This is a genomic window from Streptomyces luteireticuli, assembly GCF_041519305.1.
Lineage (GTDB): Bacteria > Actinomycetota > Actinomycetes > Streptomycetales > Streptomycetaceae > Streptomyces > Streptomyces luteireticuli.
The window spans coordinates 1-24855 of the sequence record NZ_CP167927.1; the positions used below are offsets into that span (position 1 = coordinate 1).

At 70.6% G+C, this 24855-nt stretch carries 15 protein-coding genes and 1 pseudogene; 11 read left to right on the forward strand and 5 right to left on the reverse strand.

Annotated features, from left to right (window positions below; translation table 11 throughout):
• Positions 1-510 precede the first annotated feature (510 nt).
• Both AB8735_RS00005 and AB8735_RS00010 read left to right on the forward strand, forming a co-directional pair.
• Positions 511-720 (forward strand): hypothetical protein, encoded by a 210-nt coding sequence (locus AB8735_RS00005; RefSeq protein WP_372404111.1) that lies wholly within the window; start codon positions 511-513, stop codon positions 718-720.
• Between the two features lie 390 nt (positions 721-1110).
• Entirely contained in the window at positions 1111-3786 is a 2676-nt protein-coding gene (locus AB8735_RS00010; RefSeq protein WP_372404112.1) for a Helicase associated domain protein, read from the forward strand.
• Between the two features lie 342 nt (positions 3787-4128).
• Here AB8735_RS00010 and AB8735_RS00015 read toward each other — a convergent pair whose 3' ends face one another.
• From AB8735_RS00015 to AB8735_RS00030, 4 genes are all read right to left on the reverse strand, one after another.
• Positions 4129-4899, reverse strand: coding sequence for an AAA family ATPase (locus AB8735_RS00015; protein ID WP_372404114.1), 771 nt, complete (start codon positions 4897-4899; stop codon positions 4129-4131).
• Positions 4896-6644 carry a Mu transposase C-terminal domain-containing protein gene (locus AB8735_RS00020; RefSeq protein WP_372404116.1) on the reverse strand — a complete coding sequence of 583 codons (1749 nt, stop codon included), beginning with the start codon at positions 6642-6644 and terminating at the stop codon, positions 4896-4898. Before AB8735_RS00020 ends, AB8735_RS00015 begins: the two co-directional genes overlap by 4 nt.
• Before the next feature lie 31 nt (positions 6645-6675).
• Entirely contained in the window at positions 6676-8022 is a 1347-nt protein-coding gene (locus AB8735_RS00025) for an AAA family ATPase (RefSeq protein ID WP_372404117.1), read from the reverse strand.
• 810 nt (positions 8023-8832) lie between these two features.
• The gene (locus AB8735_RS00030; protein ID WP_372404119.1) at positions 8833-9657 is read right to left on the reverse strand and encodes a patatin-like phospholipase family protein; all 825 of its coding nucleotides are present in this window, start codon (positions 9655-9657) and stop codon (positions 8833-8835) included.
• Positions 9658-10193: 536 nt separating this feature from the next.
• On the opposite strand from AB8735_RS00030, the pseudogene AB8735_RS00035 reads away from it, so the two are divergent.
• From AB8735_RS00035 to AB8735_RS00045, 3 genes and pseudogenes are all read left to right on the forward strand, one after another.
• Positions 10194-11235 (forward strand): annotated as a pseudogene (locus AB8735_RS00035) (VWA domain-containing protein).
• A gap of 450 nt (positions 11236-11685) precedes the next feature.
• On the forward strand, positions 11686-12669 hold the full coding sequence (locus tag AB8735_RS00040; protein WP_372404120.1) for a hypothetical protein: 984 nt from the start codon (positions 11686-11688) through the stop codon (positions 12667-12669).
• A 457-nt stretch (positions 12670-13126) separates the two neighbouring features.
• Entirely contained in the window at positions 13127-13402 is a 276-nt protein-coding gene (locus AB8735_RS00045; RefSeq protein ID WP_344021293.1) for a hypothetical protein, read from the forward strand.
• A 550-nt stretch (positions 13403-13952) separates the two neighbouring features.
• Here AB8735_RS00045 and AB8735_RS00050 read toward each other — a convergent pair.
• Positions 13953-16676, reverse strand: coding sequence for an AAA family ATPase (locus tag AB8735_RS00050; RefSeq protein WP_372404122.1), 2724 nt, complete (start codon positions 16674-16676; stop codon positions 13953-13955).
• Positions 16677-16924: 248 nt separating this feature from the next.
• Here AB8735_RS00050 and AB8735_RS00055 point away from each other — a divergent pair, with 248 nt between their 5' ends.
• The 6 genes from AB8735_RS00055 to AB8735_RS00080 are packed head-to-tail and all read left to right on the forward strand — an operon-like array spanning position 16925 to position 24746.
• Positions 16925-18601 (forward strand): hypothetical protein, encoded by a 1677-nt coding sequence (locus tag AB8735_RS00055; RefSeq protein WP_372404124.1) that lies wholly within the window; start codon positions 16925-16927, stop codon positions 18599-18601.
• The gene (locus AB8735_RS00060) at positions 18588-19685 is read left to right on the forward strand and encodes a Gfo/Idh/MocA family oxidoreductase (RefSeq protein WP_372404125.1); all 1098 of its coding nucleotides are present in this window, start codon (positions 18588-18590) and stop codon (positions 19683-19685) included. Before AB8735_RS00055 ends, AB8735_RS00060 begins: the two co-directional genes overlap by 14 nt.
• Before the next feature lie 28 nt (positions 19686-19713).
• On the forward strand, positions 19714-21021 hold the full coding sequence (locus AB8735_RS00065; RefSeq protein ID WP_372404127.1) for a radical SAM protein: 1308 nt from the start codon (positions 19714-19716) through the stop codon (positions 21019-21021).
• 7 nt (positions 21022-21028) lie between these two features.
• Positions 21029-22180 (forward strand): Gfo/Idh/MocA family protein, encoded by a 1152-nt coding sequence (locus tag AB8735_RS00070; RefSeq protein WP_372404129.1) that lies wholly within the window; start codon positions 21029-21031, stop codon positions 22178-22180.
• A complete protein-coding gene (locus tag AB8735_RS00075) occupies positions 22177-23049 on the forward strand; it encodes a class I SAM-dependent methyltransferase (RefSeq protein WP_372404131.1) in 873 nt (290 codons plus the stop codon). The genes AB8735_RS00070 and AB8735_RS00075 overlap by 4 nt, the downstream gene beginning before the upstream one ends.
• Positions 23046-24746 (forward strand): serine hydrolase domain-containing protein, encoded by a 1701-nt coding sequence (locus AB8735_RS00080; RefSeq protein WP_372404133.1) that lies wholly within the window; start codon positions 23046-23048, stop codon positions 24744-24746. Before AB8735_RS00075 ends, AB8735_RS00080 begins: the two co-directional genes overlap by 4 nt.
• Positions 24747-24855 lie beyond the last annotated feature (109 nt).

The following is a 24855-nucleotide window of genomic DNA, read 5'->3' on the forward strand; positions in this document are numbered from 1 at the left end:
TCCCGCGCCGCGGGTCCCACAGCGCTGCGCGCTGTGCAAGCGAACACCCACGCTGCGCGTGGGTGTTGCGCTCCCGCTCCGCGGGAGCGCGTGCGAGGGGCTGCGCCCCTCGCACAACCTGCTTGCTGCGCAAGCAGGTTGATGGCCTGTTCGCTGCGCTTCCAGGCCTGCGGGGTTCTGCCCCGCTACCGGGTCTCCGCTTCGCTTCGACCCGGGCCGGCGAGTCCGCTGCGCTCCCTCGCCGCAATAGTCCTTCCGGCTGCGCCTCCAGGACTTGGGCCCGCTGACGCGGGCCTGGCTGGCTAGGAGGGGTGGGGGTGCTCGTTCGTGTCGGGTTCTAGTGTAGCGGGCGTATCAGGGTGATGCACCATGTACCGTTGGCGAAAACACGAGACACCCTCCAAGCGCACCGGAGATTTTTCAGAATCCTGAGAGGAACGGCCGCAGATGACCGGTCACCACGAATCTACCGGACCAGATCCCGCGCTCAGCAGCGATTCTGTGCGCCGGGTGACGCAGTACCAGACGGCGGACGTGAACGCCCGGTTGAAGCCGTTCGCGCTCCTGGAGGCGCAGGGCGTGCCCGCGAGCGAGGCGGACGACCTGGTGGCCGCGCTGGAGGCCGGAGCAGTCGCTGGGGCGCAGTGCGAGGTCGTGGAGCGCAATGTGTACACAGGCGCCAAGGGCGAAGAGTTCAGAGAGGGCTGGTATGCGGGGTGACGGCCGTGAGCGAGGCCCTGGAGGGCATCGCGGACCGGGGCTGGACGCGGCGCGGCGGATGGTCGGCCGAGGATGCTGAGCTGGCCGTACATGTCGCGGACGTGCGGAGGCCTGAACAGGCGGACCTGGTGCGGCTGGAGACGTTCGTCCGCAAGGCCGTGCTGCCGCGCACGCACCCGAACACCACGCAGCGGCGCCGGGTCCTGGAGGCGCTGCTGCACCCGCGAGGCCGGGCCCTGCGACCCTCACAACGAGCCGTCCTTCAAGGACGGAAAGCCCGGCGGCTGCCATCTGGCGGGCGGCTCGGCCCGGAGCGACGCCGGGTGCGGCCTGCACGCCGCACCCGGCCACCTGAGGATCCACGAGAATTAGGTGTAGGGAGGTACGGAAATGTCTTTGGTTCCGCTCAGGGAACACCAGGTCGACCAGAAATCGGCGTTCCGTAAATGGGTAGGATTCCCTGCAAGATCGTCTGTGCCCCCTCAGGGGGCGCGTGCCACGGGGGTGTCCGCGACCGGGTCCGGAAAGACCATCACGGCCGCCGCGTCCGCGCTGGAGTGCTTCCCGGGCAGCCGGATCCTCGTCATGGTGCCCACCCTGGACCTGATCGTGCAGAGCGCCCAGGCGTGGCGCCGAGTCGGGCACCGCGCGCCCATGGTCGCCGTCTGCTCAGTGGACAAGGACGAGGTCCTGGAGCAGCTCGGGGTGCGCACCACCACCAACCCGATCCGGCTCGCCCTGTGGGCCGGTAAGGGGCCCGTGGTCATGTTCGCCACGTATGCCTCCCTCGTGGACCGCGAGGACCCGGAGGACCCGTCGGGCCAGCGGAAGGTACGCGGACCGCTAGAGGCCGCCCTGGCGGGCGGGAAAGGTCTGTACGGGCAGCAGATGGACGGATTCGACCTCGCCATCCTGGACGAGGGGCACATGACCGCCGGCGACATCGGCCGGCCCTGGGCCGCGATCCACGACAACGCCCGCATCCCCATCGACTTCCGCCTCTACCTCACCGCCACCCCGCGGATCCTCGCCTCGCCCCGGCCGCAGCGGGGCCGAGACGGGCAAGAGCTGGTGGTCGCTTCGATGGAGGCCGACTCCAGCACCTACGGCACCAGGATTTTCGACCTCGGGCTGGCAGAGGCGGTGGAGCGCACGATCCTCGCGGGGTTCGAGATCGACGTGCTGGAGATCCGCGACCCCGACCCGATCCTGGGCCTGTCCGAGGACGCGCTGCGCGGCCGGCGGCTCGCACTCCTCCAGGCCGCGCTGCTGGAACACGCGGCGCAGATGAACCTGCACACCGTCATGACCTTCCACCAGCGGGTCGAGGAAGCCGAGGCGTTCGCCGAGCAGTTGCCGGCGACCGCCGCCGAGCTGTATGCCACCGAGGCGTCCGAGGCCGCTCTCGCCGACGCAGAGGAGCTGCCGGCCTCCTCCATCGACGCCGAGCTGTACGAACTGGAGGACAGCCGTCACGTACCCCCGGACCGGGTCTGGGCCAACTGGCTGTGCGGCGACCACCCCATCGCCCACCGGCGCGAGGTCATCCACCAGTTCGCCAACGGCATCAACGCCGACAACCGGCGAGTGCACCGGGCGTTCCTCGCGTCCGTGCGAGCACTCGGGGTCGGGGTCGACATCACCGGGCTGCGCGGGGTGGAAGCAGTGTGCATCGTCGGCTCCCGCAGCTCCCAGGTCGACATCGTCCAGAACATCGGACGCGCCCTGCGGCCCAACCCCGACGGCAGCGTGAAAACCGCCCGGATCATCATCCCCGTCTTCCTCGCCCCCGGCGAGGACCCCAAGGACATGCTCGCCTCCGCCAGCTACCAACCCCTCGTCGACATCCTCCAAGCCCTCCGCTCCCACTCCGAACGCCTCGTCGAACAGCTCGCCTCCCGCGCCCTGACCCGCAGGAAGGAACACCGGCGTCTCCATGTCCGCCCCGACCGCGGCGGTGCAGGGACAGGCGGCGGCGAAGGCGGGGAGCCCGATGGCCAGGCGCAGCGGGAGACAGACCGTGTCACCTCGGTCGTGGTCAACTTCGCCGCCCCCCGCAGCGCCGCCGACATCGCGGCACTGACCCGCTGCCGCGTCATCCGGCCCGAGTCCCTGGTGTGGCTGGAGGGCTACCAGGCCCTCATCCGCTGGCGAGCCGACAACGGCATCACCGGCCTACATGCCGTCCCCTACGACACCGAGACCGAAGTCGGCGTCACCAAGGACTTCCCCCTGGGACGGTGGGTGCACCAACAGCGCAAGGCACTGCGCGCCCGCGAACTCGACCCCCACCGCAAGGAACTCCTCGACGAGGCCGGGACGGTCTGGGAGCCCGGCGAGGAAGCATGGGAAAACAAGCTCGCCGCGCTCCGCTCGTACCGGCGGGCCACGGGACACCTCGCACCCCGCCAGGACGCCGTATGGACCGACCCCGCCGACGGGACGCAGGTACCGATCGGACAGCACATGGCCAACCTCCGCCGAAAAGGCCAGAAAAACGGCCTCGGCAAAGACCCGGAACGAACCGCCCTGCGCGCAGCGCAGCTCACAGAGATCGACCCCGACTGGAACTGCCCCTGGCCACTCGACTGGCAACGCCACTACCGCATCCTGGCCAACCTCACCGAAACCGAACCCAACGGCACCCTGCCGACCATCGAGCCCGGCGTCTTCTACGACGGCGACGACCTCGGACGATGGGCGCAGCAACAGAAACAACCGGGCACCTGGGCACGGCTCCTGCCCGAGCAACAGCAACGACTGACGATGCTGGGCATCAAGCCGCCCCAAGCACCGTCACCCGCCCCGGCGACCGGCCATGCGGCGAAGGGCAAGGCACAGCAGGCATTCCAACGCGGCCTCACGGCCCTCGCACAGTGGGTGAAGCGGGAAGGCGCCCACCGGCCCGTGCCGAGGAGCCACAGCGAACAGATCGCGGTCGACAGCGAGGCCGGGCCGGTGACCGTGAAACTGGGCGTCTGGGTATCGAACACCAAATCGAGACGCGACAAGCTCACGGCGGAGCAACTGGACGCGCTACGGAAGCTGGGCATCGAATGGGTGTGAAGTACGGAGCCGTGCCTGTGGCGGGGCAGGGCGGGTCTGTCCCTGCAGGGGTCTTCCATGTCATCCCCGCCAGCAGCGGGGCAAGTTGAGCGAACCGCAACGGGCCGCGCTTCGAGAGTGGGCGTAGGTTCCGGCGGAAAGGGCTGGCTGCGGAGTGCCGGGTGTCCAACCCTCTCCGATCAACCAGCGACGGGGCCTGGCAACTGACAGCGATCGGCACGCGCTAGGCATAGCGGCGCTGGGGGCGGGCAGTGGGGCCGGCAGCAGCACGACTCCCGGTCCCCCGTCTGGCATATGGGCAGGCGATGCGCTTGGAGAACGGCGTGGGCGGGGCAGACGGGCCTATGCGCCCGAGCCAAGGCGGCTGAAGGCCCAGCGCAGTACTTCTTGGTCGACGCGGGCCCGGCCGGTGCGTTCCATGGCCGTCTGGGTATGGGCGGTCAGGCGGGACCAGTTACGGAAGTTCCCATGGGCGGCGTGCCTGTCGGCGAAGGTGATGTCGTCCGGGTCTGCGTCGGCCCAGATCGGGTGGTAGAGCGGGATGGCCTCCAACACCTCGTCACCAGTGAGGCGGGTGAAGCGCTGCCAGATGAAGATCCGGGAGGACAGCATCGGTTCCTTGCGCAGCGCGGCGTGGCAGCCCTCGCCGCCGACGAAGATGACGGCGAGCTGGGTATAGGGGTCGTCCCAGAGGTATCGGACGTACTCCAGCTGGTCGCTTTGGAGCCACTGCGCTTCGTCCAGGACGAGGGTGCGCGGATGAGTGGCGAGCGCGTTCTTGAGGAGGTGGTCGAACTCGCTGGCGTAGCGCGGGGGCTGGCCCGGCAGTTCGAGGGCGGCGTGCAGTTCGTGGCGGACAGCGCGGGTGGTGGCGCGGGCGTGGAAGGTGATGCGGCGGATGTCCTCGTCCGGTTCGAGTTCGCGCAGGCAGCTGGTGACGGCCATGGTCTTGCCGAAACCGGCACCGCCGTGGACGCACATCATCGCTCGCGCCTCGATCGAGTCGGCCAGGTTCTCCCTGGCAGTGAGCAGCGCGCGAGTACTGACGAGGCGGGCTTCGGGTAGCACCACGTACTGGTCGGTGGGTGCGGGTGGCAAGTGGCTGCCGGTCATGGGGAGTCCTCGCTGGGGGCGGCTGGGTCCGCGGGTCGGGTGTGTGCCTTGAGGGCCTCGGGGATGGCCCAGTCGGCTGGTGGCGGGGCGGGTGGGATGAGGTCGGGCAGCGCCAGTGCGGCCAGGTCGAGGTGCTGGTGCTGGTCGAGTTCGCGGGCTGCTTCGGTGCTGGTCGTGGCGTCCAGGCGGCGCGGTTGGCCTGGTTCAGTGGCGGGGGCGAAGCGGGTGTGGCGCAGTTGCTCGGCGGTTTTCACCTCGTCGCGAAGGCGCCGGGCGCGCTGGGTACGGGCGCGGCGCAGCGCGGCGAGTTGCTCGTCGGTGGCCTGGTCGGCGAGGTGGGCGGTGCCCAGGTGGCGGCCCTGGGGTGTGCAGAGTTCGATCTCGTGGGTGTGGTGGGGCATGAAGCGCACCGTGACCTTCAGTCCGGCCTGTCCGGTCATCCAGTCGGCGATGTAGTCCCGGTTACGGAAGCGGACGCCGTGGCTGGTGATGGTGCGAGTGCGGCCGTCGTCCTCGAGCGTGAACGACCACACATCCTCGGCAGGAATGTCGTTGAGCGGGGTCGGATCGGCCTGCCACGCTTCGAGCGGGGTCGCGCCGTGCAGTTCGGCGGGGCGGTGCTCGGTGTTCCACCACTGCGCCCAGGTCAGCAGCTCGTTGGTGAACGCCGTAAACGACATCGGCGGGGCCGTTTGCGGGCGGCGGTCGGGACGGCGGCGCGGCTTCTTCGGGGCGTATCCGGGCATGGCCGCGAACAGCATGACGGTGGCGCAGTGGTTGAGGTTCTCGATGCTGCCCTTCAGGTGGGGGCTGTAGGGCGGCAGGACGGTGATGTCCGCGTCCAGCGCGGTGAGTGCGGTGGAGACAGTGCGGGAGAGGAAGTCGCGGCCGCGGTCGAACCTGACGTGCTCGGGCAGACCGCCGACGGGACCGTAAGGGTCGGTGCGCAGGACCGCGGAGCGCAGCGCGGCCAGGATCGAGGCACGGGTGGGTGTGCCTGGGGTGACGGCGAGGCCGGCGATGGCCTTGCTCGCGCAGTCGATGAACCACGTGACGTACGGCGGGACGAGGTCACCGTCGGCATCCACACGCAGCGGGGCCTGAACGTGATCGGCCTCCCAGACGTGATTACGCCAGGTACGGCCACGCTTGGCGAACACATCGCATGCGCGGGCGGCCTCGGGACCGTGACGGTAGCCGGCCCGCTCCCCCGGCGTGAGATCCCTGCGCACTGCGCGCAGGAACGTCGGCAGCGACGGCACGGGGTCCAGCAGCGGCACGGCCGCAGGCGGGGCGCCGCCTGGAACGGAGGCGGTGGGCTGCGGTGTGACGGAGACGATGGTCGTGGAGGTGCCGCTCTCCTCGGACAGCTCGGTATCGGCGGCGGCCTTGGCGTGGGCGAGGAGTTCGCGGTGGACCGCGGAGGCGTTGCCGTGCCAGTACGCCAACAGCACCCGAATCTCGGGTGTGATCTCGAACCGGTCGGCACGGCGCGCTCCCGGATACGCGGTGCTCTCAGGCATGGTGGTCGCGTCCGCCAACCAACGCCACACGGTGCGCTCCGAGACGTTCAGGCACTGAGCGGTGGTGTGGACATGGGCGCGGGTGAGCCGACGCTGGGTGCGCAGGGCGAGCAGGCGGCGTACGGCCGGGGCCCGAAGCGCGGTCAACGAGGCGGGGTCCAGGGCGGGTTCCGTCAGGGAAGCCGGGGCGGGAGCGGTGATGCCGGGGGTGCACAAGTCCATGAAGAGGGGCCTGCCCGTGGGAGGGGTGTGGTCAGGAGGTGGGGCCGAGGCGGGAACAGGCCCCAGACAGCAGCTCGCGATCCACCGCGGTCTCGGGGTGACGGGCCAAGGCCGCGTACGTGTGGGAAGTGATCTTCGCCCAGGTACGGAAATTCCCCTTCGCCCGGGTGGCATCGGCGTGCAGCAGGTCGGCGTTCGTCGCGGCATCCCACAACGGGTGGAACAGGCGCAGCACGGCAGGGACCTGATCCCCGTCCAGGCGAGGCACCTGCTGCCAGGTCAGCACCCGGGAGGCCAGAGCGGGAGCACGCGCGAGGGTACGCTCCGCGCCCGCACCACAGAGGATGAGGGAGGTCTGGGTGGTGGGAGCATCGGCGAGCAGGCGCAGGTAGTCCAGTTCTGGCGCGGCTATGCGCTGCACGTCGTCGATGACCAGCGCACCCGGGGTCTGGAATGCCTCAAGCAGCGCGCGGTCGGCGGCATCCGTGCGGTTCGTCAACGCCGTGGCGGGCAAACCGAACGCGGTCAGCAGCACGGCCCGCAGCTGCGGCAGCGCCGGCTTCACCGACACCACTGCATGGCGTACCGGGATACGGCGCGGCAACAGGCGCAGCGCCTGATGCACCGCAACCGTCTTGCCATGCCCGGGATCCCCGTACACGCACACGGTCCCCCGCGCAGCGATGGTGTGCGCGATCGCCTCGGTGACCTGGCCGAGCTGCCGCGTGGAAACGACGTGCGCGCCCGGCACGTACAGGCGCACGCCGCCGGTGAACGGTGACGTGCCGGCCGGATCAACGCTGTCGGCACCGTCCTTCGGGGCGGGATCGGCGGTCGCCTCGCCGGCCTCGTCGACCGTGCCCGGCAGTGCCAGTTCGGCCAATGCCCGGTCATAGGCGGCCGGATCCACCCGGGCATAGTCGGGACGAGCAAGGTCAAGGACACGCCCCGCGCGCCGTTCCCGGTTCGCTGCGTGGTGCAGCGTCGACAACGACGGCAGCCTGTCCCGGCCCAGAGCAGGAAGCACCTCATCGGCATGCCCGGCCATCCAGCGGTGCAATGCCTTCACGTTCCCGCCCAGCTCCCCCAGCCGGGCCCACAACGCATCAGTCAGCATGAACGCCCCACGCCGCGCGGCCGGTTCAATACGGCCCGACTCCCTCGCCACAGCCAGCCAACGCCATACCGTCCGCACGTTGACCCCCGCCGTCTGAGCAGCGATACGGACATGCACCGTCTGAAGCGTCCCTGCCTCATCCAGCGCGAGAAGACGACGCACCACCACCAACCGCGTCAAGACCCGCTCCCGCGCCCCCGACACGGCAGCCGGCCGATCCAACGACGGCGAAAACGACACGGGCAACGGCTCAGCACTCATACCCGCCAGCACACACCCCTGTCCTGATCACGAACACAGGAATGTTCATCCTCACGTCAGCCACGCCCCTGGTGTGCTAGGCCGAACCCTCACCCCATGACAGCGGTTTAGTCACCCCACGACAGCTGAGATCCCTACTCCAGCACGATAAACAGCCAGCTCAGCTGGCTACGCACCGAACTCAATTCGGCTGCCGCCCAACACGCTGACGCCACCCCGCACACTCACACGTGTGTTCCCCTCAAAGTGACATCACAACGAAGTCAGCATCCGGCCGTCCGACCAGAAAAACCGCCGCGACCGGCCGATGAACACCAACCCACCGCCCCCACCGAACCCGGACTCGACTGGGCATAGCACCGGGGACTCCAGAAAGGGACTCCCGGTAACCAGCGCAGTACGGCGCAAGGACTTGCCGTGGAGAGAGTGGAGGGAGTGGAGGTCCGCGGTGCCGTAGAAGCCGAGCCACCGGGACCACGGGACGCTTTCGGTGACGGTGAAGATGTTGCGGGCACGGCCGAAAGCGGCCCCGGCGCGGCGGCAGTCGGCGAGGAGGGCAGCGGCGGTGCCGAGCCGGGCCTGGACCCCGGACCGACACAACCGACCCTACCCGACCACCAGCTCGCCGGACCGGGACCCCGGCCACCCAACCTCGTTCCTGGCCCCACGAGACAACCCCCACCACCATCACGGAACAACATCTACAGACACACACAACCGACCAGGGCGACTGCCAGCTGATTCACGTGGTGCGGCATGCCCGGCCCCCGGCCTCGCGGCTCAGCACGGACTGCGAAAGGCCGGCAGCGGTCACATGAGCGAGGGAGCTGCCATGAGACCGTCCTCGTAACCGAGGACCGCGGCCACACCCCGTACATCCGGGTCGAAAGAGTCCGGGCCGAAGCCCGCGCGGGCGCGTCCGGACGGCTCGACCAGCACAGCACGCTCCAAAACCTCCCGACGCTCCTCGGTCAAGTACTGGGGAAACTCAGGCACGGGCCGGAGCACGACCACCCGACCGTACGCCCGGGCGAGCTCGGCATGGGTCAGGGAGAACGTACCGCCGTCGATGTAGTCCTCTCCCCCGATACTGACCACCGGCCATAACCCCGGAACCGCGCAGCTCGCGGTGAGCGCATCCACAAGACCGACACCCGACGTGCTGGTGAAGACGGCAAGACTCCCGTCGGCGCGTACGGCGGTGACCTGCAGACGATCACTCGGCCAGGTATCACCCATCACCCTCCCCGCGACGGCTGCACGGCGGAGGGACGGGTGAGTTCCTGAATGCTGCCGGGACAACTGGATGAAGCGCCCGGCCTTCACCGCTGGAGAGTCCTCGCTGTGGTGCACGGCCAAAACGTCGCGGAGCACCTCGGCCGGTGCCGGCACCGGGGCGAGTTCATCGTTGCGCAGCGACTTGCGCACGATCCTGCCGAACTCGGCACCAGCCGATCCGGCCTGGAGCACGGCGGCCGCCACCGCAGCGCCCGCCGACGTACCGATCACGGCACCGACGGAACCCAGCCGGAGCACCCCCTGCTCCTCAAGTGCCGCGAGCACCCCGGTGGTCCAGCCGATACCGGCAAGCCCGCCACCACCGAGCACCACAGCTGTCGAGTCCCCGGACATCATCGCTTCCTTTCTGCGGACTGCCCCCTGGCAGCTCGTCGTCCGCACGCTAAACACTGACATCGATGTGAGAGTCAAACCGCACAGGAGCACACCCCGTACCCGGACGACGGACACGGTCACCCGCACCGGCGCGCACAAGCAGCTGCTACACCCCTACAAGCGACAGGAACCCGACACCAACACGCCTGTCGAGCAGCTACCGGGCCTACCGCAAAACCGACGCAGCCCCTCCCCGAACCACCCCGACCCGCACCAACACACCCAACACGCACAGCGCCCGGAACCCACGAGCACAAACAGCGGCTTCCCGGCCGACGGCAGCAACCGCTTCGGCAACGAGCCCGGCTGAACATCGCCGCCGGCATCCAGGCCGAACACCATGCCCGGCACAGCAACACCGGCGCGCAACAGCCCCGGTACGCTCCCGCTCCACACCTGCCCCGGCAGGCCCTTCATCCAGGGCCGCGGACCAAGATCGACTGTCAGTGGTGGGTGAGACGGTAGGAGCGCCGAGTCGGAAAGAAGGGGGAGCCGTCATGTCCGGACGCCAGAACTACATCAATCACGTCGCTCTCGTGCTGGACGCCAGTTCGTCCATGTCGCACCTGAGCCGCAAGGTCGTCGAAGTCGCCGACCAGCAGATCGCCCACCTCGCCCGCCGCTCAAGGGAGTTGGACCAGGAGACCCGTGTCACGGTGTATGTCTTTGCCGACACGGTGGAGTGCGTCATCTATGACAAGGATGTGCTGCAGATGCCGTCACTGGAGCAGTTGTATCGGGTCGGTGGGATGACAGCTCTGCTGGCGGCCGCACTGAAGTCGCAGCGGGAGCCGGCGCAGACGGCCCAACTGTACGGCGACCACAGCTTCCTGACGTTCAGGCTCCCCGACAGGCAGGAGAACGCAAGCACCCGCTGCCCGGACGCCCCCGCCGGGGACCCGCGCCAACTGGCCGGGGCCGTGGCCGAGATGATCGCCACACAGGACGACAACTAGACGCTGGCCGTCCTCGTACCGGACCAGATGGGCAGGCGCGAGGCCATGCAATGCGGTTTCCCGAAGGACAACATCGCCATCTGGGACGCCACCAGCACACGGGGGCTGGAGGAGGCCGGGCAGGTCATCCGGCAGGCCACCGAAAAATTCATGGTGGGCCGCACCCAGGGCATCCGGGGATCGCGAGCGGTGTTCTCCACCGGTGCGGAGGCGGTCAACAAGCACACCATCAAGGCGGCCGGCCTCACCCCGGTGAATCCGTCGGAGCACCAGCTGATCCCGGTAACCCGCGACACTGCCATCCGGGACCGGGTCGTCGAAAGCGGACACACCTACCGCACAGGGGGGCGCGTTCTATCAGCTGAGCAAGCCGGAGAAGATCCAGGCGAAGAAGCAGATCGCGGTACTGGAGAGGAAGACCAACCGGGTGTACGCGGGGCCCGAGGCCCGGGCCCTGCTCGGTCTGCCGGACACCGAGGTCCGCGTCAAGCCGGACCACAACGACGACTTCACCATCTTCGTGCAGAGCACCAGCACCAACCGCAAACTCGTACCCAACACACGACTGCTCCTCATGCCCTGACACCCCCAAGCTCCGGGACCGTCATCGGCTTCATGGCAGCGCCCGAACCAGGCAAAGAGAAAACCCCCCAACAGATCCGCAACCGAAGCCCTACCGACACCAACAGCACCGGCGACCAACAACACACAGACCCACCCCGCTCGCACGACCGCAGTGAATCACCGCCACCCACACCATATCCGCCTTACGTCTTCGGCCGGTCTACACACCCCATGGCCGGAACGACAGAAACGAGCACCAAGGGGTTGCTCGCCTCCCGCACGCCCCATGGAGGGGCAGAGGTAGGACGAGAGGAAACCGCCACTTCGTAACGGACTGTCCGGCTGGGTGACGGTGAGGGCTGGCGCCGGGAGGGCGGCGGATGCTCTTACTTTTCGTTGAGAATGTTTCCCTAGCGTCGCGTTCATGATGATGCAACGTGGTGCAGTCGGATCTGTTGTCCTCACTGCTGTGGCCTTGACAGCCACCGTCGGGGCCGCCGCCGCGGATCCCGCCTCCGGCAGGGCCGCCTCCTCGGTGTCCCACGGCAAGGTGACGGACAATCTGTACATGTCGCTCGGCGCATTCGAGGATGCCACGTCCGGCGAGGACCCGAAGGTCAAGGCAATGATTGACCGTACGGACATCGGCGGCGTACAGGTGGTGGCGCCCTGGAAGGCCCTTGAGGGGAAGAAGGGGGAGTACAAGTGGTCGCGGCTGGACAATGCCCTGAAGTATCTCCAGGAACGCCACAAGAAACTGTTCGTCCAGGTTCAGGACCGGTTCTTCGATGTGGCCATGAAGGACGCCAACGTTCCCCAGTATGTGAAGGACGAGGGCGGGGTCGCGCCGACGGTCGACGAGAACCCTGACAACCCCACCACCCATGGGGCCATGGTCGCGCAGTGGAACACTCAAGTGCGAGCAGACTTCCAGGCCATGCTGAAGGCGATGGCGCAGAAGTTCGACGGCAAGCTCGCCGGGGTGAACCTTCCGGAGACCGCGGTCGAGGTGGACACCAAGAACGATCGGACCAAGTACACCTCGAAGGCCTACATCGATGCCGAGATCGACAACATGCGCCACGGCAAGAAGGTCTTCACCAAGACGCAGTTCATCCAGTACATCAACTTCCTGCCGGATGACGACGACCACAAGCGCATGAAGGAGATGTTCGACCTCGCCAGGGACAAGAAGATCGGCATCGGAGGACCGGACACCCTGCCGGACCGGAAGTACCAGATGGAGAACTCCTACAAGTTCCTCCACGAGTACAAGGATGCCCTCCCCCTCGTCGCGATGGCCGTCCAGGAACCCGACATCAACGCCAAGGACCCCAAGACCGGCAAGCCGTACACCCGCGAACGGTTCACGGACTTCGCCCACAACTACCTCGGTGCACGCCACATGTTCTGGACCACCGAAGCAGACTGGCTGCAGAAGCCCCCTGCATGACAGGTGCACGAGTGCTGCTGCTCAGGTCTGGTCTGCCAGGCAGCGCGTCGACCAGGTGCTTGTCGTGGCTGTGACGGTGATCCACTGAACGCTGTCACGGCCGCCTTCGGGCCCGAATAGCCCAGCGCCCTGGCACGAGGAGCGTCTCGGCTCCGTGACGATGGCCCGGGCGGGGAAGCCGCCCATCTCCCCTGCCCGGGACCACGCGAGATGGGCGGTGACCCAATTCCGGTTCAGCGCCTGCTCGCTCCGGTCGCGTCGGCAAGGCGCAAGGAGCATGCTGGAACAAGGTTCGTACCTCACAGGTGAGGTTTTCGCGACATCGCCCCAGCCTCGACCGTCGAATTATGACAGTAGACGAGGTACTAATGGCGGTCATGGCCGCTCAAGCTGGTGAACACTGTTCAGAGGTTTCCGGGACCGGAAAAATGTGGGCCGGAGGTGCATGATGGCAGACTTGGAGATCCGCACACGTCAAATAGAACTCGCTGAGATATTTGCGGATATCGAGCAGCTCAAGAACAATGTTCACATTGTGCTGGACAACCTTGGGTTCCAAAATGTCGTAAGCAACGACGAGGTAGCCGGTGACCTGGCTGACATCCGGCTCTCAGTCGTACATCTGCCGATCAGCGACCGGACTTTCTATCAACAGGTGATAGCCGCCGGCGACAGCCACGACGGCACGGTGAATACGGTCAACGCGGTTTTGAACCAGATCGCCAGCCTGTAGTTGCGCGACTCCGCAGATCCCGGCCGGCGGCTTGGGCTTCGCCTCGATAGTGGCGTGCATCGACACTGCCCTTCGGCCCGTAGGAGAGCACAGATGCCCTCCTTGTGCGACCGCGGCAGGCAGCGTGGGGTCCGGCGTTTCCCTATGACGGCCCTCCCAGGCCCCGGCGGCGGTTCCTCAGCCAGGTTGAGCGTCCGCGCCGCCAGGACCGGCGAGACCGACGCCCTGCAGTCCGGCTCCGCCCCGTCTCCGGCACCTCCAGGAGGAGGGATTCCTGGACGGGGCCGGGCTCCCTGCCCCGTCGGGGCACCGGTGCCCCTTCTTCATGGTCTCGGTGCACTGTGGAGCACGTCGTACTGGTCGTGCTGTCCAGGAACGCCTCCGCGGCCTCCACGACAATGACGGCCTCGGGAAGTAGCGGAACGCCGGGCGGACTTCTGGACGGAACTGTCCCTCCAGCAGCAACGCCGACTGGCAGAACCAGGCATCACACCCGTCCGGCGGCCCGCACCCCGGATGTACGGTCACAGGACAGGCCCGGGGCCGCAGGTCAGCCGAAGGACTGCCCGTACAACTGCGCCCGGGAGGTGACGCCGAGCTTGGGGAAGATCTTGTACAGGTGGTAGCCGACGGTCCGGGGGCTGACGAACAGGCGTACCGCGATCTCGCTGTTGCTCAGTCCCTGGGCGGCCAGGCGCAGGACCTGGAGTTCCCTGGCCGTGAGCGCGTCGGTGGCCGGTGGTCCGGCCGGTGGCCGGTGCGCGGTGCGGGTGCCGGCGGCGCGCAGTTCTGCGCGGGCCTGTTCCGCCCATGGGGCGGCCCCCACGGTGTCGAGTTGTTCCTCGGCCCGCAGCAGGTGGTCCCGGGCCTGTTTGATCCGGCGGTTGCGGCGGAGCCACTCGCCGTACAGCAGGTGGCAGCGTCCGGTGTCGAAGGCGGAGGGTCCGGCGTCCTCGAGTGCGGCGAGGAAATGTTCCTCCGCGTCGTCCCCCCGGGCGAGCAGAGCCCGGCAGCGGCGGTCGGGGCGCAAGTGCGGGGGGACGTGCGGGGCTTCGTCGTCGAGCGCCGCCCGGGCCCGGTCCGCTTCGCCGGCTCTGACGCAGGCCTCGACGAAGTCGGGGAGGGCCAGTTGGCGCACCATGTAGTGGTGGGCCGGGCCCTCGGGGGTGCAGATCTCGCCGAGGAGCCGTGCGGCGTCGTGGGGGCGGCCGGCGGCGAGCGCGTCGAGTCCGAGGGCCCAGTGGGCCAGGGCCACGGCGGAGGAGACCCGGCGCGGCACGGTGATGTCGAGGGAGGCGGTGGCCAGTTGGCGGCAGCGGTCGCTGTCGCCCCGGGCTGCGGCGATCCAGGCGAGCATGGCGCGCAGGTGGCCGGCCGGGCCCAGTTGTCCGGTCTCCAGGGCGAGGGTGAGGGCTTCGGTGGCGTTGGTGCCGGCCGCGGACCAGTCTCCGGTGAGGAGTTGGAGGGAGACGAGCGGGGCGAGGGTCATCGGCAGCGTGCCCATCGCGCCCTCTTTGCGCAGGGCGTCCGCGGCGTGTTGGAGGGCCTGGAGGACGGGTCCGGTGGAGCCGAGGAGGTGCGGCAGGAAGACGGGGGGCCACACCCAGGGTCTGGGGTGGTTGGGGCATAGCCAGGTGACGGGTGTGTCGGCTCCGGCCGGTCCGGGTGGTCGCTCGTTATAGGTGACGGAGCCGACGTACCGCAGGTGGCCGGCGAACCGGCGGGCGTCACGGGTGGCCGGTGTGGAGGGCAGTCCTTCCAGCAGGTCGGCGATGTCGGCCAGTTGCTCGGGGGTGTTGGCGATCCAGGCCGAGCGTGCGGCCATCACCAGGGATTCCCCGGCCTGCCGGGGGTCGGTGTCCCGGGTCAGCCGGGCGGTTTCGAGGAGCATGGCGCAGGCGTCCGCGGGGTCTTCGGAGGCATGGGTGATGGCGCCCCGGACCCGGAGGAGTCCGGCGCGCAGCGCGGGGGTACCCGCCAGCGACTCGGCCTGGGTGAGGAGGGCCTGGGCCTGGTGGGGTTCGGCGGCTTTCCAGGCGCATTCGGCCGCGTCGGTCAGCAGTCGTGCCCGGGTGCCGGGGTCGGAGGCGAGGGCGGCGGCACGGCGCAGGGCTTTGGCGGCGGTGGCGACGCCGCCGGTGCAGCGGGTCCGGTCGGCCAGTTGGGCGAGGAGGCCGGCGGAGTGGTCGTCGAAGCCGACGGCGGCGGCCGCGAGGTGCCAGGCGTGGCGGTCGTCGCCGGTGCCGACCGCTCCGGCCAGGGCGAGGTGGGCGGCGCGGCGTTCGTTGAGGGGTGCTCCTTGGCGGAGGGCGGAGCGGACGAGGGGGTGGCTGAAGCGGATGTGATGCTGGTCGAGGTGGACGAGTCCTCGGGTGGCGGCCGTCGAGAGTTCGTCCATGGCGCGTTCGGTGTGCTCGGCGGCGCGCAGGACGACCGCGAGGTCGCCGTTGTGCTCGGCGGCGGCGAGCAGGAGGGCGTTGCCGGGCAGGGCGAGCAGGTCGGCCGCGCGGTGGAGGAAGAGCCGTTGCAGGCGTTCGGTGAGCGGGAGTTCGTCGGGCAGGGCGGCTTCGCCGCTGACCTGTCCGGGGCTGAGGGCGGTGGGGAGTTCGACGAGGGCGAGGGGGTTGCCGTTGGCCTCGCGCAGGACGCGTTCGCGGGTGGCGGGGGCGGCGGCCGGGAGGCGGCGGGCGAGCAGGGAACGGGCGGCGTCGGGGTCCAGGGGGCCGACGCGCAGTTCGCGCACGCCGGGGGCGGGAAAGGCCGGGGATCCGTCGGGGGTCGCGTCGCGGGCGGCGAAGACTACGGCGACGCCTTCCGCTCCGAGGCGGCGGGCCACGAACTGCAGGGCGTCGGAGGAGGGGGTGTCGATCCAGTGGGCGTCGTCGACGAGCAGGAGCAGGGGCGTGCCCCGGGAAGCTTCGGAGAGGAGGGCGAGGGCGGCCAGGGCGACGAGGAATCGGTCGGCGGGTGCGGAGTCGATGCCGAAGGCGGAGCGGAGCGCGGCTGCCTGGGGGTCCGGGAGTCGTGCGCCGAAGGGGGCGAGGGGGCGCAGGAGTTGGTGGAGGGCCGCGTAAGGTAACTCCGCCTCGCTCTCCACGCCGATCCCCCGCAGGACGCGTATGCCGGGGCCGGCCTGTTCCGCCATGTGGTGCAGGAGTGCGCTCTTGCCGATGCCGGCGGGGCCGCGCAGCAGGAGGCAGTCGCTGGTGCCCTGCTGCACCGCCGCGATGACGGCGGACAGTTCGCTCTGTTCGCGTTCTCGTCCGATCAGCACGTGGGTCCCCCCTATTGATCTACGTCGGCTGACGGATGCATTCTCCGATCAATGCGCTTTATTCGCCCTATACCGACTGATGTGACTTGCATTACTTGGTTGTCGAGGCCCGTCATGTGACGGATGCCTGCTGATCAAGGGGTGGCGCAGGGTGTCGGTCATGGCCGGCCCGTCGTTCCGGCACCGCCCGGACGGGGTGCCGACGGGCGGCCCGTACCAGTGACCCCCGCAAGACAGCAGGTGGATACATGTCGGTATCGGAATTGGAACCGGGCCTCGCTCCGGGCGACGGCGTGGTGGCGGATCCCCATCCCCTGGGGCTGTACGAAGTGTTCGAGGGCCGTCTGGGCCCGGGCGAACTCCTGGAGTCCGTGCGGTCGGTCCTCGATCGGTCGGTCCTCGATGCCGGGGCCGGGGATCCCGCCCGGGCGGGCACCGTCGTCGCACACGGGCCGGATGCGTGCACCGTACGGCTCGACGGCGCCCGGGTGGACGTCCGCAGCCGTCTTCTGCCGCACCGGGGTCCCGGCACCCTGGACCCCGTCGTCGGGGATCCCGGGGAACAGCAGGTTCTGCTGTCCGTCTCCGGCCCGCTCACCGATGCCGTGCGCACGCTGTTCGACGCCCTGACGGAGGACCTCCGGCAGCGCACCCGGTGCTACACCGACGCCGAGATCGCCTCCATCGTCGCGGGCATGCCGCTGGTCGAGCGGTACGCGACCCCCGAACCGGCGCTGTCCGGCTGGGCGTTGGTCTTCCGCGACCACTACGTGGAGAACAGCGTCGGTTTCCTCCTGGGAATGGAGCGGGCCGGGGTGGACCCGGCGTGGATCTACGCGCTGTCGAAGGGCGACCGGACCGCGCACCGCGACCGCGTGCACGCCTGGTTCCTCCGCCGCGGCTACCGCAGCGACGTGCTGGACAACTCCGTCATCAACGGCACGGCCACCGAGGCGGAACGGGGTCACGCGCTCGCCGTCGACGCCCGCGTCGCCGATTTCGTCCGCCGGGCCCACGCCGCGGGCCGCAAGGTGCTGGTGATCGACGACGGCGGGCTGCTCGCCCAGGGCTACGGCACGGACGGCGGCCCCTCCGAACGGGTCGACGCGGCCATCGAACTGACGGTCAGCGGGCTCAAGCGCATCGCGGCGGCCCCCGGACAACTGGCCGTTCCCGTCCTGAACATGGCCCGGTCCCGGCTGAAGTCCCGGCTCGGGTACAACGAGATCGCCGACTCGTGCATCCGCCGCCTGCGCGCCATCGTGCCGGGCGAGAAGTTCATCGGCCGGCACGTCCTGCTGCTCGGCTACGGCACCCTCGGAACGCGCGCGGCCCACGCGCTGCGCGCGCTGGGCTGCCGGGTGAGCGTCGTGGACACCGACGTCCTGGCCCTCATCACCGCCGCCGAGGACGGCTTCGACACCCACCGCACGGTGGCCGAGGCCCTCGCGCACCGCGTCCCGTTCCTCGTCGTGGGCAGCAGCGGCGGCACCGCGATCGCGGCCCGGGACGTTCCGCTGCTGCCGGACGGGGTGCTGCTCGCCGGGTTCGCGACCAAGGACTTCGCCGTCCTCACCGACGGCCACCGGGAGGCACGGGCGACGGAGATCCCGCACGTCGGCGTGGTGTACGCACTCCCCCACGGCGCGACGGTCACCGTCCTGGGCGACGGGCGCTCGCTCAACCTCTTCGAGTACGAAGGCATCGCCAACCGGGGCTACGACGCCTACCGGGCAGGGACCCTGCTCGCCGCCAAGGAGCTGTGCCGGGACCTCGGCCGGTTCCCCGCGGGGGTGCACCTGGAGCCCGTGGACCGGATCGTCGACGAGGCGGGGCTCTTCGAGGCGTACTACGCCCGCTATCTGGCCTCCGGCCGTTGCTTCCCGGCCGTCCTCGAGCACGGCGGGGACCATGATGCCCGGTAGGCCGCGCGGAACCCACGTCTGTGTCGTCGGCCTCGGCGTCGCCGGCCGGCTCCACCACCGGCTCCTCACCGGTCTCGGGGCGACCGTCTCGGTCGTCGATCCGGCCGCCGACCCGCGGCTGCTCCCCTTCCCGGTGGCCGCGCGCGTCGAGGACGTGCCCGAACTCCCGCCGGTGGACGTCTGGTCGGTGTGCACGCCGACGGCGGCGCACGTGCCGACGGTGGCCGCCGTCCTCGACCGGGACCCCGGCGCCCGGCTGCTGGTCGAGAAACCGGTGTGCCGCTCCTGGGAAGGCCCCCGGCTCGCCGCGCTGCTCGCCGCGCACGAGGGGGCCCGGCTGGTGGTGATGAACCAGTACGCGCACGCCGAGGCGCCGGCCCTGCTGCGGGCGGTGAAGGACGAGTACGCCCCGCGCCACCCCGTCGAGGCGATCCGCGTCGCCTTCGGCAAGGACCGCCGCCAGGACATCGCGGCCGGCCGCTTCGTCGACCACGACTACGGTGTCTTCGGCTACGAGTGGCTGCACATGCTCGCCCTTCTCGGCCGTTTCCTGCCCGAGGACGCCTACCACCGCTACCTGGTGCGGCACCCGGACCACGGCTCCGTGCGCATCGCCCGCGACCCGGAACTGACCAGCACCGCCGCGCACGACGTGGTGGACCTGGACGGGACCGAGATCGACCTGTACTCGTCCGTCGTCGGCCACGACCCCGGCCCCGAGGCGCCCGCGCCGCACTGGACCGTCAGGACGACGCCCGCGGCCGACAGCCGCCACCGCCTGGCCCGCGTCGAGGCCGGACCCGTGCGTCTGACCCTCGAACTCGACCCGGTGGTCCTGCCGGACGGCACGCCCCTGCCGCGCAACACCCACCGGCTGACCCTGGACCGGCCCGAGGGCCGCCGCGAGTGGCGGATCGAGGACTCCCCCCTGGAGAACGCGCTGCGCCACTCCCTGACGGCGCTCCTCGACGACAGTGCCCGGCCCTGCCCGGACCTGCGGCCCATCGCACGCATCGGCCGCCTGGCCGCCCTGGCCCGGCACCCCGCCGACGCGGCCACCGCCGCCCTGCCCACCCGCCTGTGAGCCACCCCACCGTGAGAGAGACGCACCCATGAGCCGAATCTGCCTCGTCATTCCGAGCAACCCGTTCGACCAGTACTTCGTTCAGCTGCCCCTGGACGCCGTCACGGCGGCGGGGCACCTCCGCGCGGAGGGCCACACGGTCGCCGTCTGGGACCAGCGCCTCCGGGACACGCCGCCCGGCGACGCGTTCGACCTGCTGATCGTCTTCTCCGCGATCGCCGACCGCGCCCAGTGCTACCCCCTGGAGCTCGCCCCGGTCCGCACGGCCGTCGACCGGGCCAAGGCCCTGTTCCCCACGGCCCGCACCATCGCCGTCGGTCCGCACGGAACCCATCTGCCCCTGTCGACCCGGGCGGAGCTCGGCGTGGACCATGTCGCCCTCGGCGAGACCGACTCGGCCGCCGTCGCCGCCGTGCGCGACCTGGCCGCCGGTGCCGACGCGCCCGTCCTCTCCGACTCCGCCTCGCCCCGGAACCTGCTGGCCCCGGCCGCCGGCGCGCCCCGGCCCTACCCCAACCTCCCGCTGGAGGAACTCGCCTTCCCCGCCTACGACCTGGTGCCGACGGCCCGTTACACCGCCGAGGTCATCTCCGGCGGGCTGCCGCTGCCCGGCCCCTGCGGCATGGTCCTGGCCTCGCGGGGCTGCACCTACGGCTGCACCTTCTGCCACCTGCCCTTCGGCACCCGCATGCGCAGCCAGCCGCTGGACCGGGTCGTCGCGGAGATCGACGCCCAGCAGGCGGCGGGTCTGGATTTCGTCTTCTTCCTCGACTACGTCTTCGGGATCAACAAGTCCTTCTACGGCGACCTGTGCCGGCGCCTGCGGGGCCGCGGTCTGGGCTGGGTGGGCCAGACCCGGGCCGAGGTCGTGCTCAAGAACGACGTGCGCGAGTGGGCCGCGGCCGGCTGCCAGGGCATGTGGCTGGGCGCCGAGTCGCCGGCCATCGCCCAGACCGGCGTCCACAAGCGGGTCAGCGAGGAGCAGATCGAGCAGGCCATCCTCAAGCTGCGCGACGCCGGCATCACCCCCTTCGCCTTCGTCCTGCTGGGCCTGCCCGACGACGAGGCGTGCGTCTCCGGCCGCCTGGTGGACTGGGCCGCCAAGATGCCTGCCTGGTTCGGCATCAACCAGCTCTACCTGCGCCCGGGCACCACCCTCTACGACCGGCTCGCCGCCGACTACAACGACGGCGCCCGGCCCACCACCTGGGAGCAGGTCCGGGAGGTCACCCGCCGCTACCGGGAGTCGTACCCGGTCGACCTCGACCGGCAGCAGCAGCGCCTCACCGAGCTCCCCAACTACCTCGGCAACTCCATCGCCCCGGTGGCGGGTTGAGGGCACCGTGCTGAACTTCGGCATCATCGGCTGCGGAAGCATCGGCGGGTTCCTGGGCCGGCTGCTCACCCGCCGGGACGGCGAACTCGCCGACCGGGCCCGCCTGGTGGCGGTCGCCGGCCGGAACCCGGCCCCCGTCCGCGCCCTCGCCGCCGAACTGGGCTGCGAAGCCCTGGACGTGGCGGACCTGCTCGCCCGCCCTGACGTCGACGCGGTCGTCGTCTGCACCCCGAGCGGCACCCACGCCGAGCTGGGGACCGCCGCGCTGGAGGCGGGCAAGCACGTCCTGCTGGAGAAGCCCGTCGACGTGTGCCGGGACGCCGTCGAACGGCTCCTCGCCACCGCCCGGCGCACCGGCCGCACCGTCGGCGTCGTCTCCCAGCGGCGGTTCGACCCGGCCGCCCGGCTCGCCCGGGCCGCCGTCCGGGACGGTGCGCTGGGGCGTGTCACCTCGGTGCTCATCGAGGTTCCCTGGTGGCGGGGCGACGCCTACTATGCCGGCGGCACCTGGCGCGGCACCCGCGCCCTGGACGGCGGCGGCGCCCTCATGAACCAGGCCGTCCAGGCCGTCGACCTGGCCATGTGGCTCGCCGGCCCCGTCGAGGAGGTCGCCGCGCACACGGCGCTCCTCGCCCACCACGGCCTCGAGGTCGAGGACGTGGCGACGGCGAGCCTGCGCTTCGCCGACGGGGCGCTGGGCGCCCTGCTGGCCACCACCGCCGCCTACCCCGGGCGCACCGCGCGCATCGCCGTCCACGGCGACCGCGGCTCCGTGGTCATCGACAACGACGAACTGGCCTACTTCCACGCGGCGCAGGACGGGGAACAGGCCACTGCCTACGGCGCATACGGGGCCGGGAACCAGGCCGACGCCCACCGCCCTTCCCTCGCCGCGGACGGGACCAGGGACTCCATCGGGCTCCTCTACCAGCCGCACCGCGACCAGCTCGCCGACTTCTGCGACGCGATCGCCGCCGGGCGGTCCCCGCTGGTGGACGCGGAGGCCGGGCGGCGCGCCCTCGACGTGGTCCTCGCCGTCTACGCCTCCGCCCGGACCGGACGGGCCGTCCGGCCCGGCGACACCGGGACCCCAGTCTCCTCAGGAACCCCAGAAATCCCTGGAATCCCTGGAATCCCAGGAAAGGAAAGCCTCTCGTGACCGAGATCCTGCGCCGCACTCCGACCGGCGAACTCAAATGGGCGCTGGCCCAGCTCTTCGACCGCAGCGCCCCGACGTACGAACGGGTCGGCGTCTCCCACTTCGACGCCCTGGGCCGGCAGCTCGTCGAGCGCGCCGGGCTGCGGGAGAGCGAACGCGTCCTGGACGTGGGCTGCGGTACCGGTGCCGTCCTCGTGCCCGCCGCGCTCGCCGTCGGCCCACACGGCTCGGTCACCGGTGTGGACCTGTCCCCCGGCATGGTGGAGCGGGCCCGCGAGGCGATCGCGGAGCAGGGGCTGACCCAGGCCCGCGCCGTCGTCGGCGACGCCGAGACCGCCGAGTGGACCGACGCCGACGGCACGGCCACCGGGCCCGCCGACGGCTCGTTCGACGCCGTGCTCGCCGGGATCTCGCTGTTCTTCTTCCCCCACCCCGATGCCGCCGCCGCCCGCTACCGGACGCTCCTGGCACCGGGCGGCCGGCTCGCGGTCTCCTGGTGGGGCCGCCCCGACGCCCGCTGGGACCCGGTCTTCGCCGCGAGCGCGCCCTACGGCGCGGCCTCCGCCCACCGGCTCCCCGACGACAGCCCGTTCCGTTCCGTCGACGCCCTGCACTCCCTGCTGGCGGACAGCGGGTTCACCGGTGCCGAGACGGTGGAGACGGACTGCGTGACCCGCTTCCAGGGCCCCCGGCAGTGGTGGCGCTGGGTGTGGTCCACCGCCGGCCGTCAGTTCTGGGAGAGCGTCCCCGACGGGGCGAGGGGCGAGGCCACCGCCGCCGTGAACGCCGAACTCGACCGGCTGCGGGCCCCGGACGGGAGTCTGACCAGCGTCAACAAGGTGCGGTTCACCGTCGCGAGGGCCGTATGAGCCGTATGCCCGGGGCTCCGCACGCCCTGTTCTCCGCGGCGTGGCTCCGCATGGCCGCCACCGTGGCGGCGCCGCACGCCCCGGATCCCGGCTCCGGCTCGGCGGTGCGTATCGGCCTGCGCCTCACCGACGCCTCGGGGGACGTCGCCGACCGGGTGCTGCTCCTGGCCGACATGGCCACCGGAGCACTGGAGTTCACCGCGGGCGAGTGGGGCGAGCGCCCGGCGATGACGCTCGCCCTCAGCCGGGCCGACGCCCTCGTCCTGCTCTTCGGCGACGGGGAGCAACGGGTCCGGCTCTTCGAACACGGCGGCCTGCGGCTGGAGGGCGTCTTCCTGTTCGTCTTCTTCCTCGACCGGGTCCTCCAGCAGGACCCGGCCGGGGTGGTGGCCCGGCTGCGGGAGCTGACCGCGGGTCCGCCGCCCCGGGGGCCGGAACCGACGGGCGGGGCGGCCTCCGCCGGGGACCCGGCCGTCGCCGAAGGCGAGGCCCTGGACCACGCCCGGGAGCGACTTCCCCTGACGATGGCCGCGTTGCGGCACGAGCTCGGGCGGACCACCCCCGGGGCCCAGCTGTACGTCTCCGGCGCGGACACCACGGTGTCCGTGGCCCTCGGCGAGGCACGGCCCGGAGTGCCCTTCACCCGTGACGCCCTGCCGATCTGGTACTGCTGCTCCAAACCGTTCGGCGCGGTGGCCGTCGGACAGCTCTGGGAACGGGGCCTGCTGGACCCGGAGCACCCGGTCGCCGCCTATCTGCCCTGGTTCACCGGGGACGGCCGGGAGACGGTCACCCTCCGCCAGTTGCTCACCCACACCTCCGTCGTCCCCATGGGGCTCGACCCGCTGCACGGCAGCATGACGGCTCCGCTGCCGCTGCGCCGCGAGCAGGTGCGGACCATGGCCGTCCCCCGTGACGCGACGCCGGGGTCGAAGATCACCTACGCGCCGTGGTGGGCCTGGTTCCTGCTCTCCGAGGTCGTCCGCGCCGTGGACGGCCGGGACTACGAGCGCTACCTGGCGGAGGAGATCCTGACGCCGTGCGGGATGACGGACACACGGGTGGTGCTGGCGCCCGAGGAGTACCAACGGCTCGCCGGCCGCCTGCCGTTGATCCACATCACGGGCGGGGGGCTGCCGTCCCAGCCGACCCACTGGTTCGCCACCGAGGCCTCCTGCACCCGGCCCGTCCACGGCCTCAACATGCGCGGTCCCATGGCCGACCTGGGTCTCTTCTTCGAGGCCCTCGCCAACGGAGGGCTGGGCAGGCAGGGGCGGATCCTGCGGCCGCAGACCGTGGCGGCCCTCACCGCCCGTCACCGGGTGGGCCTCCGGGACGACTTCGGCAACGCCGACTGGGGCCTCGGCTTCCGCGTCGAATCCCGCTACGTCGCCGAGGAGTGCACGGCGTTCGGCCACCACGCGTCGCTCCGCTCCTTCGGCCACTACGGTCTGTGGACCTCGGCGGCGTTCGCGGATCCCGACGCGGGTCTGGTGGTCGCCCTGCACCTGAACGGCAAGACCTGGCAGGAGGACCACCAGCGGCGGCTCATCGCGGTGTGCGACGCCGTCTACCGGGACCTCGGCCTGGACCGGGCGGCGACCGTGCACCCGGGCGGGCCCGGGCGGGCGCTTACGCTCCCGCCGCCCACCGTCACGGCTGATCAGGCAACTTCACCCGACGGCCCCGAGAGGTGACACCCTGTTCCCGGCACCGGTCTCCGCGCCGGGAAGCACCCGCAGCATTTGCTTGTCCCTCGCCCCCTCGTGGGAGACGATTCCTCCGCCCGCACAGGTGATTAACGCG

Excerpts from the sequence above, each read along its gene's own strand:
- AB8735_RS00025 (WP_372404117.1), bottom strand. The coding sequence starts at position 8,022 with ATGAGTGCTGAGCCGTTGCCCGTGTCGTTTTCGCCGTCGTTGGATCGG.
- AB8735_RS00015 (WP_372404114.1), bottom strand. The coding sequence starts at position 4,899 with ATGACCGGCAGCCACTTGCCACCCGCACCCACCGACCAGTACGTGGTG.
- AB8735_RS00010 (WP_372404112.1), top strand. The coding sequence starts at position 1,111 with ATGTCTTTGGTTCCGCTCAGGGAACACCAGGTCGACCAGAAATCGGCG.
- AB8735_RS00055 (WP_372404124.1), top strand. The coding sequence starts at position 16,925 with ATGTCGGTATCGGAATTGGAACCGGGCCTCGCTCCGGGCGACGGCGTG.
- AB8735_RS00020 (WP_372404116.1), bottom strand. The coding sequence starts at position 6,644 with ATGGACTTGTGCACCCCCGGCATCACCGCTCCCGCCCCGGCTTCCCTG.
- AB8735_RS00080 (WP_372404133.1), top strand. The coding sequence starts at position 23,046 with ATGAGCCGTATGCCCGGGGCTCCGCACGCCCTGTTCTCCGCGGCGTGG.
- AB8735_RS00030 (WP_372404119.1), bottom strand. The coding sequence starts at position 9,657 with ATGATGTCCGGGGACTCGACAGCTGTGGTGCTCGGTGGTGGCGGGCTT.
- AB8735_RS00060 (WP_372404125.1), top strand. The coding sequence starts at position 18,588 with ATGATGCCCGGTAGGCCGCGCGGAACCCACGTCTGTGTCGTCGGCCTC.
- AB8735_RS00065 (WP_372404127.1), top strand. The coding sequence starts at position 19,714 with ATGAGCCGAATCTGCCTCGTCATTCCGAGCAACCCGTTCGACCAGTAC.